At 65.6% G+C, this 16,179-nt stretch carries 16 protein-coding genes; 12 read left to right on the top strand and 4 right to left on the bottom strand.

The annotated features are described in order from the left end of the window. From Q1V78_RS02655 to deoC, 8 genes are all read left to right on the top strand, one after another. Positions 1-657 (top strand): glycosyl hydrolase family 65 protein (locus Q1V78_RS02655; RefSeq protein WP_300611337.1); only part of this gene is annotated, 657 nt, incomplete at its 5' end. A 238-nt stretch (positions 658-895) separates the two neighbouring features. Next, positions 896-1,681, top strand: coding sequence for a succinate dehydrogenase cytochrome b subunit (locus Q1V78_RS02650; RefSeq protein ID WP_300611336.1), 786 nt, complete (start codon positions 896-898; stop codon positions 1,679-1,681). 30 nt (positions 1,682-1,711) lie between these two features. Further along, on the top strand, positions 1,712-3,745 hold the full coding sequence (locus Q1V78_RS02645; protein WP_300611334.1) for a fumarate reductase/succinate dehydrogenase flavoprotein subunit: 2,034 nt from the start codon (positions 1,712-1,714) through the stop codon (positions 3,743-3,745). Beyond that, complete coding sequence (locus Q1V78_RS02640) at positions 3,745-4,494, top strand: succinate dehydrogenase/fumarate reductase iron-sulfur subunit (protein ID WP_300611332.1); 750 nt, start codon at positions 3,745-3,747, stop codon at positions 4,492-4,494. The genes Q1V78_RS02645 and Q1V78_RS02640 overlap by 1 nt, the downstream gene beginning before the upstream one ends. Before the next feature lie 45 nt (positions 4,495-4,539). Beyond that, on the top strand, positions 4,540-4,854 hold the full coding sequence (locus Q1V78_RS02635; RefSeq protein ID WP_300611330.1) for a hypothetical protein: 315 nt from the start codon (positions 4,540-4,542) through the stop codon (positions 4,852-4,854). A 306-nt stretch (positions 4,855-5,160) separates the two neighbouring features. After that, a complete protein-coding gene (locus tag Q1V78_RS02630) occupies positions 5,161-6,486 on the top strand; it encodes a DUF445 family protein (RefSeq protein ID WP_300611328.1) in 1,326 nt (441 codons plus the stop codon). Positions 6,487-6,546: 60 nt separating this feature from the next. Further along, the gene (locus Q1V78_RS02625; protein ID WP_300611326.1) at positions 6,547-6,867 is read left to right on the top strand and encodes a DUF2516 family protein; all 321 of its coding nucleotides are present in this window, start codon (positions 6,547-6,549) and stop codon (positions 6,865-6,867) included. 65 nt (positions 6,868-6,932) lie between these two features. After that, positions 6,933-7,580 carry a deoxyribose-phosphate aldolase gene (gene deoC / locus Q1V78_RS02620; RefSeq protein ID WP_300611340.1) on the top strand — a complete coding sequence of 216 codons (648 nt, stop codon included), beginning with the start codon at positions 6,933-6,935 and terminating at the stop codon, positions 7,578-7,580. Between the two features lie 31 nt (positions 7,581-7,611). Here deoC and Q1V78_RS02615 read toward each other — a convergent pair whose 3' ends face one another. From Q1V78_RS02615 to Q1V78_RS02605, 3 genes are read right to left on the bottom strand one after another with little or no spacing between them, the layout of a single operon-like run. Then, positions 7,612-8,613, bottom strand: coding sequence for a DUF2993 domain-containing protein (locus Q1V78_RS02615; protein ID WP_300611324.1), 1,002 nt, complete (start codon positions 8,611-8,613; stop codon positions 7,612-7,614). 44 nt (positions 8,614-8,657) lie between these two features. Next, positions 8,658-9,497 carry a class I SAM-dependent methyltransferase gene (locus Q1V78_RS02610; protein ID WP_300611322.1) on the bottom strand — a complete coding sequence of 280 codons (840 nt, stop codon included), beginning with the start codon at positions 9,495-9,497 and terminating at the stop codon, positions 8,658-8,660. A 6-nt stretch (positions 9,498-9,503) separates the two neighbouring features. After that, positions 9,504-10,004 carry a DUF2505 domain-containing protein gene (locus Q1V78_RS02605; protein WP_300611320.1) on the bottom strand — a complete coding sequence of 167 codons (501 nt, stop codon included), beginning with the start codon at positions 10,002-10,004 and terminating at the stop codon, positions 9,504-9,506. A gap of 23 nt (positions 10,005-10,027) precedes the next feature. Between Q1V78_RS02605 and Q1V78_RS02600 the strand changes: the two genes are divergently transcribed. Beyond that, positions 10,028-11,275, top strand: coding sequence for a UDP-N-acetylmuramate dehydrogenase (locus tag Q1V78_RS02600; RefSeq protein WP_300611318.1), 1,248 nt, complete (start codon positions 10,028-10,030; stop codon positions 11,273-11,275). A 148-nt stretch (positions 11,276-11,423) separates the two neighbouring features. Here Q1V78_RS02600 and Q1V78_RS02595 read toward each other — a convergent pair whose 3' ends face one another. After that, on the bottom strand, positions 11,424-13,205 hold the full coding sequence (locus tag Q1V78_RS02595; protein WP_300611316.1) for a long-chain-fatty-acid--CoA ligase: 1,782 nt from the start codon (positions 13,203-13,205) through the stop codon (positions 11,424-11,426). Positions 13,206-13,378: 173 nt separating this feature from the next. Between Q1V78_RS02595 and mshA the strand changes: the two genes are divergently transcribed. The 3 genes from mshA (at position 13,379) to Q1V78_RS02580 (ending at position 16,143) form a co-directional block, all read left to right on the top strand. After that, complete coding sequence (gene mshA / locus Q1V78_RS02590; RefSeq protein ID WP_300611313.1) at positions 13,379-14,653, top strand: D-inositol-3-phosphate glycosyltransferase; 1,275 nt, start codon at positions 13,379-13,381, stop codon at positions 14,651-14,653. A 44-nt stretch (positions 14,654-14,697) separates the two neighbouring features. Continuing rightward, complete coding sequence (locus Q1V78_RS02585) at positions 14,698-15,300, top strand: YbjN domain-containing protein (RefSeq protein ID WP_300611311.1); 603 nt, start codon at positions 14,698-14,700, stop codon at positions 15,298-15,300. A 90-nt stretch (positions 15,301-15,390) separates the two neighbouring features. Continuing rightward, entirely contained in the window at positions 15,391-16,143 is a 753-nt protein-coding gene (locus tag Q1V78_RS02580; RefSeq protein ID WP_300611309.1) for a phosphoglyceromutase, read from the top strand. Positions 16,144-16,179 lie beyond the last annotated feature (36 nt).

Raw genomic sequence — 16,179 nt, 5'->3', positions numbered from 1 at the left:
ATCAATCCGCAGGATGATTTCTTCCTCAACCGCCAGATCTGGGATCTGGACGATCCGAACGGTGAGCCGAAGCGGCCCCTGCTGCTGCACTATCACCCGCTGACGATCTACCGCTATCAGATCCTGAAGCAGGCGGACGTGGTGCTGGCGCTGTTCCTGCAGGGGAAGCGATTCTCCCAGGAGGTCAAGCGGGCGAACTATGACTACTACGACCTGCTGACCACGGGGGATTCCACCCTCTCGGCGGTGGTGCAGTCCATCATGGCCGCAGAGCTCGGCTATGCGGATAAGGCCCTGGAGTTCTTCCACCGCGGGCTGTTCGTGGACCTGGCGGATATGCATGGCAACACGAGCGACGGCGTGCACATCGCCTCCTGCGGTGGAGTGTGGACTGCGCTGACCTATGGCTTTGGTGGCCTGCGCGATCACGAGGGTGAGTTCACCATTGATCCCCGCCTGCCGGAAAGCTGGGAGCACCTCAGCTACAACGTCACGATCCGGGATGTCCCGGTTCGCGTGACGGTTCGCCCGGGTGAGGTGGAGTTGGTCTCCGTGCAGGGTAAGGACGCCGGTGTGGTCACGGTGCTCGGTCAGTCGGTTCGGGTCACCGGTGAGCCGCAGGTTGTTGTGGGCGAGACGGTCCTCGCCGCGGGCTAGGTCCGGACCTGCCCTTTTCTGCTCCCCGCCCCGGTGTCCGTCGTTGCCGCCGGGGCGGGGAGTTTTGTGGCTAGTGCGACTGGTGTGACTCGGGGCTATTTACGCAACGAAGTTGTTGCGCAATAGCTACACTTCCTGTGATTTTGCCCCAAATAGGGTGTAAAACCCCATGGTGGACCATGGCAGTTAGTGACCAAGGTCTCCAAGCTCGTAGAGTTATTACGACACTGGAGGTGCCATGACTGTAAAGAATGACGAAAACCGGGACGCCCTTGTCCACGGAAAAATAACGACGAAGTCCCTGCGTGAAAAGCCGGGCATCCCAACCTGGGTTATGAAGCTGACGATGGCCGTCACCGGCATCATCTTCGGCCTGTTTGTTCTGGTCCACATGCTAGGAAACCTGAAGGTTTACACCGGCGCTGAGGGGCTCAACACTTACGCGGACTTCCTTCGCGAGGTCGGTTCGCCGATCCTGCCTGAGAGCGGCCTGCTGTGGATCTTCCGTATCGTGCTGCTCGTTGCAATCGTGCTGCACGTGTGGTTTGCGTTCGCGCTGATCGGCCGCAGCCACCAGTCCCGCGGCCGCTTCCGCCGCAAGGGCATGGTCAGCAACTGGAATACCTTCTCCGCACGCACCATGCCGGTCACCGGCATCGTGCTGCTGCTGTTCATCATTTTCCACATCCTGGACCTGACCCTGGGTGTCCAGCCGGCTGCGTCCAGCGAGTTCACCGAGGCTGTGGACGGCAACCACGCCGCCTACCAGAACCTCGTGGCTTCCTTCGAGCGCCCGGCAGTGGCGATCATCTACATCGTTGCGATGTTCATCCTGTTCGCCCACCTGTCTCACGGCATCTGGACCGCATCCTCGGACCTGGGTATCACCGGCCACCGCTGGCGTCAGGTGATCCTGTGGATCTCCTACCTGGTCCCGGCCCTGATCCTCATCGGCAATATCTCTATCCCACTGGCTGTGCTGTTCGGGGGCATTGAGCAAGTGCCATTCGTCCCAGGCGTTTAAGCTCGCGAGTCTGTTAAGGAGTAAACGGCTATGAGCGATGTTATTAATCACCCGCACAACCAAACTGCGGATTTCAACTACGACGAGGCAGTCGCAGCTTTCACCGCGCCTGAGTCCTCCGTCGACGGTGTGACCGTCGGCAAGGTTCTGAAGGACAACGCCCCGCACGAGGTCGGCCAGGATCAGCAGTGGACCTACGCCAAGGACCACTTCGGCCTGGTGTCCCCACTGAACCGCAACAAGTTCCGCGTCCTGATCGTCGGTACCGGCCTGGCCGGTGGCGCTGCCGCCGCAGCCCTCGGCGAGCTGGGCTACGACGTGAAGGTCTTCACCTACCACGATTCCCCACGTCGCGCGCACTCCATTGCTGCGCAGGGTGGTGTGAACTCCTCCCGCGGTAAGAAGCTGGATAACGACTCGACCTACCTCCACACCAAGGACACGGTCAAGGGCGGCGACTACCGCTGCCGCGAGAACGACTGCTGGCGCCTGGCCATGGAGTCCCCGAAGGTCATCGACCACATGAACGCCATCGGCGCACCGTTCTCCCGCGAGTACGGCGGCACCCTGGCAACCCGTTCCTTCGGTGGCGTGCAGGTCTCCCGCACCTACTACACCCGTGGTCAAACGGGTCAGCAGCTGCAGCTGGCGACGACCTCCGCGCTGTACCGCCAGATCGGCGCCGGCAACGTGGAGATCTTCACCCACGCAGACATGCAGGACGTCATCGTCGAGGATGGCGTCTGTAAGGGTGTTGTGATGCGCAACCTGATCACCGGTGAGCTGACCGCTCACACCGGCCACGCAACCGTGCTGGCCACCGGTGGTTACGGCAACGTGTACCACATGTCCACCCTGGCGAAGAACTCCAACGTCTCCGCCATCATGCGCGCCTACGACCAGGGTGCCTACATGGCGTCCCCGTCCTTCGTGCAGTTCCACCCGACCGGCCTGCCGGTCAACTCGGACTGGCAGTCGAAGACCATTCTGATGTCCGAGTCCCTGCGTAACGACGGCCGCATCTGGACCCCGAAGAAGAAGGACGACGACCGCGACCCGAACGACATTCCGGACGACGAGCGCGACTACTTCCTGGAGCGTCGTTACCCGGCATTCGGCAACCTGGTCCCGCGTGACATCGCGTCCCGCGCGAACGCCCAGCAGATCAACGCTGGCTACGGCGTTGGCCCGAAGAAGAACTCCGTCTACCTGGACCTGGGTGACGCCATCAAGCGCCTCGGCAAGGACACCATCCGCGAACGCTACGGCAACCTGATTCAGATGTACGAGGAGGCCATCGGTGAGTCCGCGTACGAGACCCCGATGCGCATCGCCCCGACCTGCCACTACACCATGGGTGGCCTGTGGACCGACTTCCACGAGATGACCTCCATCCCTGGCCTGTTCTGCGCCGGTGAGGCATCCTGGATGTACCACGGTGCAAACCGACTGGGTGCTAACTCCCTGCTCTCCTCCTCCGTCGAGGGCTGGTTCACCCTGCCGTTCACGATCCCGAACTACCTGGCGCCGCTGCTGGGCGAGGAGGTCTCTGCTGAGGACTCCCCGGCCGCACAGGAGGCCCTGGAGCGCTCTCAGAAGCGCATCGAGCGGATCATGAACATCCGTGGCGAGGAGCCGCACGGCGCGGCGTACTACCACCGCCAGCTCGGCGAGATCCTGTACTTCTCCTGTGGCGTGTCCCGTAACGTCGAGGACATGAAGGACGGCATCGAGAAGATCCGCGCGCTGCGTAAGGAATTCTGGGCCAACGTCCACGTCCCGGGCGAAGCCAACGAGATGAACCAGGAGCTGGAGTACGCACTGCGCGTGGCCGACTACCTGGACCTCGGCGAGCTCATGTGCGTCGACGCGCTGGATCGCGACGAGTCCTGCGGTGCCCACTACCGCGATGACCACCTCTCCGAGGACGGCGAGGCCGAGCGTGACGATGACAATTGGTGCTTCGTCTCCGCTTGGGAGTCAAACGGCGATGAGAAGTTCATCCGCCACTCCGAGCCGCTGTACTTCGATCGAATCCCGCTGATGACAAGGAATTACAAGTAATGAAGCTGAATCTTGAAATTTGGCGTCAGGCGGGCCCGAACGCCGAAGGCCACTTCGAGTCCGTCAAGGTTGACGACGCCGCAGAGCAGATGTCCATCCTGGAGCTGCTGGACCACGTCAACGCCATGTACGTCGAGGGTGGCAAGGAGCCCTTTGCCTTTGCCTCTGACTGCCGCGAGGGTATCTGTGGTACCTGTGGCCTGATGGTGAACGACCGTCCGCACGGCCCAGACCAGAACAAGCCTGCCTGCCAGCAGCGCCTGGTCTCCTTCAACGATGGTGACACCATTAAGCTGGAGCCGCTGCGCTCCGCTGCCTACCCGGTCATCAAGGACATGGTCGTCGACCGTTCCGCACTGGACCGCGTCATGGAGAAGGGTGGCTTCGTCTCCGTCCAGGCCGGTACCGCACCGGACGCCGACGACTTGCTGGTCAACCACTCCGACGCGGAGAAGGCTCTGGACCACGCGGCCTGCATCGGCTGTGGTGCCTGTGTCGCGGCTTGCCCGAACGGCGCTGCCCACCTGTTCACTGGCGCGAAGCTGGTTCACCTCACCCTGTCCCCGATGGGTCGCGAGGAGCGCGGCAAGCGCGCCCGTGCCATGGTCGACGAGGTGGAGACCAACTTCGGTCACTGCTCCCTGTACGGCGAGTGCGCGGACGTCTGCCCGGCAGGCATCCCGCTGACCGCCGTTGCCGCGATCACGAAGGAGCGCGCGCGCGCAGCCTTCCGCGGTAAGGACGACTAGGTTAAGCTGTAGATACATACAGGTTTTCCGGAAAGTAGGAAAGAAATGGCTCTTGCTGAGAACCTCCACATGGAGCGTTACTACGAGGACGGTTTCGTCCCGTCGAGCTACGATGCGCCGCACTCTTCTCTGCACCGCTCCATCGTCTGGGTCGCAATGGGCTCTATCTTGAGCTCCCTGCTCTTCTTCGGCATCGCGATCTACGGCCTGGCTGGTGCAGCTGGTAGCGAGAACCCGACACCATTCATCATTGGCGGTGTGATCGGTGGTGTGCTCCTCCTCTTCGGTGGCTTCGCCATGGTACACATCGGCCGCGCGAACTACCGCGAGTACGTCAAGCGCAGTGGTCGCATCCACTAGAACTTGGCTAGCGAGCGCGTGATGAACGCGCAGGGCAAGCACCTCCAACGCAGCCCGCAACGCTAGTGCTTGAGGCCGCCCCGCTCCCGTCTTTTTAAGACGGCGACCGGGGCGGCTTTTTGCGTTCCGTTCTCCTGTCTTACTGCGCAGCGCCAAACCTGGCCAGTGCATCATCCCGGGGGAGATTGGGTGAGCTAAGGCAGCTCGTTCTCCGCACCGAGGGAGAAGCAATCGGAGTGGGGTTGTGGGGGCGTGCCGGCAGGGGCAAGCGGACAGCCCACGACCCAAAGCTGCGATACTGGTGGGGTGAGCCATCGCAGCATTGATACCCAGACAACAGCCGACGCCAGCCTGCCGGTGCCCGGCCCCTCCCCGGAGTCCGAGGCCCAACGGCGCCACGACCTGCGCAAGCACAAGGCCATCGCCACTGGCCTGCTGATCTTCGCGGCGATCGTCTTCGTCATCTGTCGCATCGTCGATCACGGGGGCAATGCGCCGGGTTGGGTGGGCTACGTGCAAGCCGCGGCTGAGGCCGGCATGGTGGGCGGCATCGCGGACTGGTTCGCCGTTACCGCGCTCTTCCGCCACCCCTTGGGCCTGCCGATCCCGCACACCGCGATCATCAAACGGAAGAAGGACCAGGTTGGTCACTCGCTCTCGGAGTTTGTCGGCGAGAATTTCCTCAACGCCCCCCTCATCTCCGAGAAGTTGCGCGCCGCCCACCTGCCCACCCGTGCCGCGAAGTGGGTCGTCGAATCCGAGGGGGACCAGGTCATCAGCCGGGAGATCGGCAAGCTGATCCGGCTGACCGTCAACGGGGTCAATGCCAAGGAGGTCGAGGCCGTCCTGCGCGTGATGGTCATCGACCGCCTCCGCGAGCCGCAGTGGGGCCCGCCGATGGGGCGCGGCCTGCAGCAGCTCATCGACGAAGGCCGCACCGAGCCGCTGGTGGACGCGGCCGTTATCTGGATGGATGATAAGGCCCGCGAGTCGGAAGATTTCATCGTCAACCTCATCGACGAGCGCACCCCGCGTTGGGCGCCCCGCTTCGTCCGCGAGCTCGTCGGTGACCGCGTCTACCGCGAGGTCGTGGATTTCACCGCCGCGGTGCGGGCCAACCCGAACCACGAGGCCCGACAGCAGTTCCGCAGCTTCATCGCAGGGCTGGCGCGCGATCTCCAGCACGACGAGGTGATGATCCAACGCATGGAGAACATCAAGGAAGACATCCTCAACTCCGGGCCCGTCACCGCGCTGCCGGCGACCGTCTGGGAAAGCACCCGACACGTGCTGGTGGAGCATGCCGAGGATCCAGAGTCCATGCTGCGCACCCGCATCGCGGTCTGGGTCACCGAATTCGCCGAGCGGGTGCTCGCGGAACCACAGCTGCGGGAGAACCTGGAGGGCCGCCTGGTGGGGGCGGCGTCCTACCTGGCGGAGAACTACGCAGGCGAGGTCACCAGCATCATCGGCGAGACCGTGGAGCGCTGGGACGCTGAGGAGGCCAGCGACCGCATCGAGCTGATGGTGGGCAAGGACCTGCAATTCATCCGCGTCAACGGCACCGTCGTGGGAGCGCTGGCGGGGCTGGTCATCTACTCGGTGGCGCAGCTGATCGGCGCGCTGTTCTAGCGGCGGGGCCGTGGCCTGCCGCTCCCGCGGCGTGTCCGGGGAGTGCATTAGGATGAGGCCATGATGAATCCCGCACTACTCATCGCCTTCCAGGTGGCCGCCTACCTGTATTTGTCCCTGTCCGTGATCGTTCTGATCCTGGGCGTTGCCGCCGCTGCCCAGGTGGCAATGACCCGCGATGACGCCTTCGATGTCATCAACCGTAAGAAACAGAACTGGCTGCTGCTCGGGGGAGGGGCGGCGCTGACCGGCCTGTTCGGCATCTTCGGCGGCGGCGCCTTCCCGCTGTGGATCATCGGTGCGGTGATCGTCGGTATCTACTGGCAGGACGTCCGCCCGGCGATCCGCGACGTCCTCGATAACGCCTCCGGGGCGTGGTAGCCGTGGCCTCCTCCCAGAATTCTTCCGGGGCTACGTCCCCTAGCCGCGAGTCGGTCGCCCAGATTATGGACGCCACCCTGCTGGCCACCGACGCCAGCCGCGAGGATGTGCGGGCTCTGCTCCGCGAGGCTCAGGAACTCGGCTGTGGCGCGGTGTGCGTATCCCCGTCCATGCTGCCGATCTCGGGGGATTACCCCGGGCTGCGGGTGGCCACGGTGGCGGGATTCCCCTCCGGCAAGCACCAGAGCCTCATCAAGGCCACCGAGGCCCGCTTTTCGGTGGAGCAGGGGGCCGATGAGGTGGACATGGTCATCGACGTGGCCAATGCTCTGGTCGCCGACGAGAATGCCATGCTCTCGGAGATCATGGCCGTGCGCGAGGCCCTACCAGCGCCCGCGGTGCTGAAGGTGATCCTGGAGTCCGCGGTGCTTTCCGAGGAGCAGCTGCGCGCGGCGGTGCGCTCGGCCGCCCGCGCTGGCGCGGATTTCGTGAAGACTTCCACCGGCTTCCACCCGGCGGGTGGCGCCAGCGTCGAGGCCGTGCGGATCATGGCCGATGAGCTGGATCGGATGGATAAGCGCGGTCAGGTGGGGATCAAGGCCTCCGGTGGCATCCGTACCTGGGAGCAAGCCGTGGCCATGATCGAGGCGGGGGCGACCCGCCTGGGGGTGTCCGCTGCCCGCGCCATCTTGGAGGGCGCTCCGAAGCAGTAGCCGGGCAGCAGTAGTCAGGGCTTGAGGGGGCTTAAGCCACTGAAGCCGCAGCCCGGTTGAAGATCTCGCCGCCGGAGCCCACGGCTCCCGGGCGGTCCTCCCCGGCCGGGGTGTCGTCCCCAGCATCACCGTTGCCGCGACCCCCGCGCGGGCTGTCCTGCCCACCCTGCTGGGGCTGGCCCGCCTCGTTCAGGGAGTTCTGCAGCTCGTCGATGTGGACGTCCGTGCCGTGCAGGGAGATCTGCAAGCCGTCGTTGGTGATCCGCACGTCCCGGGCCTCCAGGCCACCCGGCGTGTTCTGGTCCACGGAATCCTCGACCGCGCCGCCGAGCGTCTCGGCGAGGACATCCGGCAGCTTCTGGCCGAAGACCTTCACGGCCGAGACGTCCATCGTCAGCTGACCCTGCTCGATCTTCGGGCTCATCACGATGCTGGCCAGCCCACCGCTGAACTGCACCTCGAGGGTTTGATCCTTGGGGTTCGGTACAACGTCATTGACCTGCAGAAGCTGACTCATCAGGTCATCGCCCGACTGTTGGTTCTGATTGGCGATCATCTCCGCCTGCATGACCTCCTTTGGCAGCTCCGCATCGACGGTCAGCTCCCCGAAGATCATGTCCTCCGGGTTCTCGCCCATCGAGAGCTTCTTGCCGGTGATGTGAGTGCGCGGCATGCCGGTGATGACCGGGCGGCTGGGGTCGTTGTCCTCGTAGGAGACGTCGATGCTGGAGGGGACCTCCACCTCCAGGTGGGGCAGCGAGCCCTGCACCAGACCAAAGAGAACAGGGGTGGTGCCCAACGAGACCTTCGGGTCCTCGGTCATGCGCGAATCCGAGGCCTCGGTCATGGCGTTGGTGATCTCATGCTTGATGTACCAGCGCGCGCCGAACTCGGCGATCAGCGCGAGCAGGAGCACGATGACCACGATGATGGCCAGGATCTTCGGCGCCTTCGACTTCTTCTCCGGTTCCTGTTGGGCCGGGTAGCCGGAGAACTGGGGCTGTTGCTGGGGATAGTAATTTTGAGAGCTCACCCAACATAGTGTTCCGCAATGCCGGCGAGATTTCTATAGAACCTCTAGAGCCGGATGTCGCTGACGAGCTCCCAGGGGACGGTGAGCAGGTTGTCCTGCATCCGCCGCCGCGGGTTCAGCTTCGCCACCCCTGCCGGCAGCTGGCCCAGCAGGTCCTCGCGGGCGAATCTCCAGCGCACCCGCGGGCCGTAGGGCGCATAGCCCGCAGCACGGTCCCAGGCCGCATCCGCAGCCTGCAGCAGCGCGAAGACCTTGTGGCCCTCGATGTTCTCGTGGATCAGGGCCTTCGGCAGCCTCTCGGCCACATCCGAAGGCTTGTCCACATCGGCCGGATCCCAGGCCAGCGTCAGCGTCCGGGGGCCGGACTCGTCCAGGAGGACCCAGGCCGCGCGGCGACCAATCTCATCGCAGGTCCCCTCGATTATCTGCCCGCCGGGGTTAAGCCCTGCGATCATCATCCGCCAGGCCGCCAGCACCTCGGACACGTCGTACTGGCGCAGCACGTTGAAGGCCCGCACCACCTCGGCGCGGTGGCCCGCCAGCTCGAAGCCGCCCAGCGCGAACTCCACGCCATCGCGGGGCGGCAGCACCCGGGAGGGCTCGATCTCGAGCCCCAGCACGCGCACCGCCGGGTTCACCCGGCGCAGCCACCCCGCCCATTCCACCGTGGTGGTATGCGAGGCCCCGTAGCCCACATCCACGGCAAGCGGGCGACGTCCTGATAAAGAAGCGGCATCGAAGGCAGCGCGCACGGCGGGGTGGTGGGCGAGCCACCGATCGGCCTTGCGCAGCCGGTTGAATCCGGTCGTGCCTCGGGTGGGTACGCCAACGGGCCCGTCCTGCGACCAGGAACGGGCCCGTAGATTGTGGGCGTGATCAGCCACGGAAGTTTAGGCGTTCTCCTTCAGATACTTCTCGATCAGGGAGGACTCGTGGGCGATGAACTGCTCGACCCACTCCATGATCTTCAGCTCCAGCATGGAACCCATCATGGGGATCTTAACGTCCACCGCGGACTTGGCGTTCAGGGAGGTCGCGCCATCGGCGTCCTGCAGCACCAGGTCGGCGTTGAACTTCACCGGCAGGCCCGAGACCTCGGCGGTGACGGTGCCGGTCGCGCGGCCACCCTCGAGCGGTCCCAGGGTGACGGTGCGGGCCAGCTCCAGGGTGGCCGGGACCATCGCGCGGAAGGACTCCGGGACGGCGTCAATCGGCAGCTTCTCGGCCAGTTCAACCTTGACGTTCGGGCCGCCGGTGAAGTTGCGGACCTCGCCGGGCTCGTCGCCGATGTTCTTCGCCTCGTACTCCCAGTACTCCTGGGAAGACAGTGCGGCCTGGACCTCGGCGAGCGGGAAGCCGATGCTGTGGGTGTTCTCACTGTTAGTCGTCATGGCTACAGGCTACCGTTAGAGGGGTGACACAAAAGCAGAATCACGCCAATACTTTTCCGGCCGCAACTACCGGCCCCGCTGCCGCGCCGAGCCTCGACGAAGTGGCCGCCGCCGTCGCCCCCACCGGGGCGACCGTGAGCCGGCGCCCGCTCGCGGAACTGACCACGTTGCGCATCGGCGGGCAGCCCGCCGCCGTGGTGGAGTGCACCACCGCCGAGCAGCTGGCCGGTGTGCTGGAGGCCGTCGATGCCGCGGGCTGGCGCGTGCTGATCGTCGGCGGGGGATCGAACCTGCTGATCGGGGAGGGGCCGGAGGTGTCCGAGCTGGTCGTCGTGCACGCCGCGGACACCCCGGAGGCCGCCATCACCATCGATCCGGAGACGGGCGTGTGCTCAGCCTTCGCGGGAGTGGAGTGGGACCGCTTCGTCGCCGCGACTGTGGCTGCCGGCCTGGGCGGGCTGGAATGCCTCAGCGGCATCCCGGGCTGCGTCGGGGCCACCCCGGTGCAAAACGTTGGCGCCTACGGGGCGGAGGTATCCCAGGTGCTGCGCCGGGTGCGCCTCTACGACCGCGCCCGCCGGGCCGCGGAGTGGGTGGCGCCGGAGAGCCTGGACCTGGCCTATCGCTACTCGAACCTGAAGTTCACCGACCGTGCGGCGGTGCTGGAGGTGGAGTTCCAGCTGGATCCGGCTGGACTCTCCCTGCCGCTGCGCTACGGTGAGCTGGCCCGGCGCTTGGGCGTGGCCCGCCCGGCCGAGGGGGAACAGGCCGGTGAGATCCGGCGTCCGGCAGCGGAGGTTCGCGAGGCGGTGCTGGAGCTGCGCGCCGGTAAGGGCATGGTTCTCAACGCCGAGGACCACGACACCTGGTCCGCCGGTTCCTTCTTCACCAACCCGGTCGTCGCGGGGGAGGCGGCGCGGGACGCGGTGGTCGCGGCCGTGCGGGAGCGCGTGGGTGAGGCGGAGGCCGAGGCCATGCCGCTGTTCTCCGTCGGCACGCCGGAAAACCCGGAGTTCAAGTTCTCTGCCGCCTGGCTTATCGAGCGGGCGGGTTTCCACAAGGGCTGGCAGGTGCCGGGTCGGGAGCGCGCCGGGCTGTCCACCAAGCACACCCTGGCGCTGACCAACCGGGGCGGGGCGCGCAGCGAGGACCTGGTGGCGCTGGCCACCGCGGTGCGCGACGGGGTCTTCGACGCCTTCGGCGTGGAGCTGGTGCCCGAGCCGGTGTGGATCGGGGCGGAGCTGCCGCCGGTCAACAGCGCAACGGGCTAGGCGGGAAGAAGGCTAGGCGCTCACACAGAACAACGCCCTAGGCGCGAGCTCTGCGACCCCACAACGGGGTCGCACTCGGCCTAGGGCGCGTTGTGCCAGGCTGGTCGCCGCGGCGGGTGGTGGGTGTCGCTAGCGCCCGGGTGGGGGCTTAGCCCTCCTCGGCGACGATCTTTTCGACCATGTCCTTGATCTCGCGGCGGCGGATCTTACCGATCAGGTCGGCCGGCAGTTCGTCGACGACGAAGAAGCGACGCGGCACCTTGTAGCGGGTCATCTCGTGGCGTGCCCACTCCTTGACCTTCTCCTCGTCGAAGTCCTCCTTCTTGACGTGCTCGTCGAGCACTACGGCGGCGACGACCTCGTCGGAGCCGTCTTCCTTGGCTAGGCCCACCACGCCGGCCTTCGCGATCATCGGGTGATCCGCCAGGACCTCTTCGACCTCCGCCGGGTAGACGTTGAAGCCGCCGGTGATGACCATCTCCTTGATGCGGGAAACGATCCGCAGGAAGCCATCCTCCTCCATGACGGCCATGTCGCCGGTCTTGAACCAGTCCTCGAAGAACGGCTGCTCGTCCTCCGGGACGTTGATGTAGCCACTGAAAACCTGCGGGCCACGGACCAGCAGCTCGCCGGCCTCGCCGTCCGGCATGGTGCGGGAGAGATCCTCCGGGTCGGCCACGCGGACCTCGGTGCTCGGGAAGGGGATGCCGATATAGCCTGCGCGGGCGTGCTCCGAGATCGGGTTCGCGGTGGCGATCGGGGAGGTTTCGGTTAGGCCGTAGCCCTCGATAATGGACCCGCCCGTGCGGCCCTGCCACTGGTGGGAGATGGACACCGGCAGTGGGGCGGCGCCCGAGAGCGCGTTCTTCACGCCGTTGATGTCCAGGTTGTGCTCCTCCGTGGCCTCCAGAATCTTGTCGTACAGCGTCGGCACGCCCGGCATGTACGTCGGCACCTGCTTCTTCATCTGATCCACGATCAGCGGGATTTCCGGCTTCGGCAGCAGGCAGAGCTTGCCGCCGGTCGCCACGCCCAGCGCAGCGGTCAGCGTCAGGCCGAAGATGTGGAACATCGGCAGTGCTGCTAGGTAGATCTCCTGCTCACCCTGGCCAAGCTCACCGACCCAGGCCAGGCCCTGGGCCACGTTCGCCATGATGTTGCGGTGCGTCAGCATCGCACCCTTCGGCTTACCGGTGGTGCCGGAGGTGAAGAGGATGAAGGCCTCGTCGTCCAGGCTGCGCTCCGGCACCGGGCTCAGGTACGCGCCGTCGCCGCCGATGGTCCCGTCGACCAGCTTCTGGAAGGGCACCGTGCCAGGTGCCGGCGAGTGTAGCTGCTCCCGCTTTTCCTTCAGCGAGGAGATCGGCAGCTTCAGTGCGAACTGCTTAACCTTTGGCATCGCCTCGATCATGTTGACGGTGACGACGGTCTGCAGCTGCGTGCGGTTGACCAGCTCCTCGCACAGCGGGGCGATCTTGTCCCAAGCGATGATGACCTTCGCGCCGTGGTCGATGAACGGGCCCTGTAGCTCGCGGGCGGTGTACAGCGGGTTGTGCTCCACCACCGTCGCGCCCAGGTACAGCACCGCGAAGATGGAGATCAGGTGCTGCGGGCAGTTCGGCAGGCAGATGGCGACGCGGTCGCCACGGCGGACACCGAGTGCCTTCAGGCCAGCGGCGACCTTGCGGACCTGCACGTGGGCCTGAGCGTAGGTCGTTGTGCCGCCGAAGAAATCAAGCATCACATCCTTGCCGTGCTCGTTGCTGGCCTTGATGAACATGTCCACCAGGGTGTCGCCGCTGAGTTCGATCTCCGCAGGGGTCCAGGAGTTGTAGTACTTCAGGTACGGCTTCTCCCGCCAAGCGCGGCCTTCAGGCTTCTTGCCTTCCTCGTTCGCCGCGGAAGAATTGGGGGCGAGGGTTTCGGTCATGTCTTTGGCCTCCTTGGGGTCCGAAACAAGGAATGTGATGCGAGTCTCACTAACGCTAGCCGCTTCGATGACATTTGTGTGTGAAAACAAATAACTCGCTAGGAATACTAACGCCGGCGGGGAGGCGTCCTCAAAGGGGCTTGGGCGAGTGGGGGAACGTAGGATCTGAAAGCATGCGCATCGCGATGATCTCTATGCACACCTCCCCGCTGGAACAGGCGGGAACCGGCGACGCCGGCGGAATGAATGTCTACATCCGCAACACCGCCGAACAGCTAGCCAAACTGGGCTTGAGCGTGGACATCTTTACCCGCGCTACCCGGCCGCTGCAGGGAGAGGTCGTGGAGCTTGGGGACGGGGTGCGGGTGATCAACTGCGTGGCCGGACCCTATGAGGGCCTGAGCAAGGAGGAACTGCCGACCCAGTTGGCCGCGTTTACCGGCTCCGTGCTCGCTTTCACCCGGCAACACGGGCTGAGCTACGACCTCATCCACTCCCACTACTGGCTCTCCGGCCAGGTCGCGTGGCTGCTGCGGGATCTGTGGAATATCCGCTGGGTGCACACCCCGCACACGCTGGCTGCGGTGAAAAATAACTACCTCTCCGAGGGGGATAACCGGGAGCCGGAGTCGCGCCGCATCTGTGAGCAGCAGATCGTGGACAACGCCGACGTCCTCATCGTCAACACCGAGGCCGAGGTTGCGGACGTCGAGGAGGGTTACGACTCCCATAAGGCCCGCATCGCGGTGGTCACCCCCGGCTCCGATATCGAGAAGTTCACCCCCGGCACCGAGCGCGCCACTGAAAACGCCCGCCGAGCCCTGGGAATCCCGCTCTCCGCGAAGGTGATCGGCTTCGTGGGGCGCCTCCAGCGGCTCAAGGGCCCGCACGTGCTGCTGCGGGCCGCCGCGACCCTCATCGAGCGCCACCCGGACATGCCGATCCGCGTGCTGATCTGTGGTGGGCCCAGCGGCTCCGGGCTGGAGCGACCGAAGTGCCTGGAGGAGCTCGCCGAGGAACTGGGGATCACGCGCGCGGTCCGCTTCCTGCAGCCCCGTCCGCCCGAGGAACTCGTCTCGATCTACCAGGCCGCGGACGTGGTGGCGATGCCTAGTGCGAATGAGTCTTTCGGCCTGGTCGCCCTGGAGGCGCAGGCCACCGGCACGCCCGTGGTCGCTACCCGAGTCGGTGGGCTGCAGGCCGCGGTCGCGGAGGGCAAGTCCGGCCTGCTAGTCGACGGCCAGGACCCGCAAGTGTGGGCCGATGCGTTGGGCCAGCTGCTTTCCGACGACGACCAGCGCATCGCGATGGCGGAATACGCACCCCAGCACGCCGCCCGCTATAGCTGGGAGAACACGGCCAAGCAGCTGGTGGAGCTCTACCGGAGCCTCCCGACGATGCCGGAGGAAGGCCCCGCGGAGCGCCACCCGGCGGGCAGCGCGAATTAGCGCTCGCACCTTACGAGGTTCGGCTGCGGGGGTAGGTTGGGGGCATGAACCTCGAAAAGATCTCTGCGCTCTTAGACGAAGCCGACGTCGACTACGTCGAATCCGGCGGCAACCTGGTCGTCGTCCTCCCGGGGGAACGCAGGCTCAAGACCAACTGCCTCTTCATCCCGCAGGAGGGCATGTTTCGGGTCGAGGCCTTCGTGTGCCGCGCGGTGGAGGAGGCCCAGGAGGAGGTCTACCGGCTGCTGCTGCAGGCCAACCGCCGGACCTACGGGGTGCACTACACCCTCGACGGCAATAACGACATCTACCTGGTCGGACAGTTCGGAGAATCCACCACCGCCGAGGACATCCAGCGGATCCTGGGGCAGGTGCTGGAACGCGCGGACGGGGACTTCAACCGCATCTTGGAACGCGGCTTCGAATCCTCCATCCGCCACGAATGGGCCTGGCGGCTTTCCCGCGGCGAGCCGACCTTTAACCTGGGGGCCTTCCAGCGCCTCCGCCCCACCGACGAGGAGGTCGACCAGCTGGCACCCATGCCCGGCAAGTCCCCGCGCGAGGTCGTGGCCGAGCAGGCCGCCGCCGCGCCGGCCGAGGCTGAGGGGGAGGCGAGCAAGGAGTCCACCGGCCAGGACACGGAGTAGCGGGCCGCGCGCCGGGACAGCGCGGGAGTGTGCCCCGCGAACGGGGCCACCTGCCGCCTGGGCCGCAACGTTTCATGGCAAAATGGAGGTATGAGCAACACTGAAGGAACACTGATCCTCCTCCGCCACGGGCAGAGCGAATGGAACGCAACGAACCAGTTCACCGGCTGGGTGGACGTCAGCCTCACCGACCAGGGCAAGGCCGAGGCCAAGCGGGCCGGCCAGCTGATTAAGGACGCCGCCGTCGAGCCAACCGTCCTGTTCACCTCCCTCCTGCGTCGCGCGATCATGACCGCGAACATCGCGCTGAACGAGTCAGACCGCCACTGGATCCCAGTGCAGCGCGACTGGCGCCTCAACGAGCGCCACTACGGTGCGCTGCAGGGTCTGAACAAGGCCGAGACCCGCGATAAGTACGGCGAAGAGCAGTTCATGTCCTGGCGCCGCAGCTACGACACCCCGCCGCCGCAGATCGACGTGGACAGCGAGTACGCACAGACCAACGACGTGCGCTACGCCGACCTGCCGGAGGTTCCGCGCACCGAGTGCCTGCAGGATGTCGTCAAGCGCCTCGTCCCGTACTACGAGGCCGAGATCGAGCCACGCCTGAAGGCGGGGGAGACCGTCCTCGTCGTCGCGCATGGCAACTCCCTGCGCGCGCTGGTCAAGCACCTCGACGAGATCTCCGACGAGGACATCGCCCAGCTGAACCTGCCGACCGGTATGCCGCTGGTTTACAAGTTCGACAGCAACGGTGCGGTCAAGGTCAAGGGTGGCGAGTACCTCGACCCGGAGGCTGCAGCAGCCGGTGCGGCCGCCGTGGCCGCCGAGGGTAAGAAGTAACCCCCTCCGCTGAGCTCACCACCTAAGGCTCATCAC

The sequence above is a fragment of the Corynebacterium sp. genome (assembly GCF_030152825.1).
GTDB lineage: Bacteria > Actinomycetota > Actinomycetes > Mycobacteriales > Mycobacteriaceae > Corynebacterium.
This window is presented reverse-complemented; position numbering and strand designations above follow the sequence as displayed.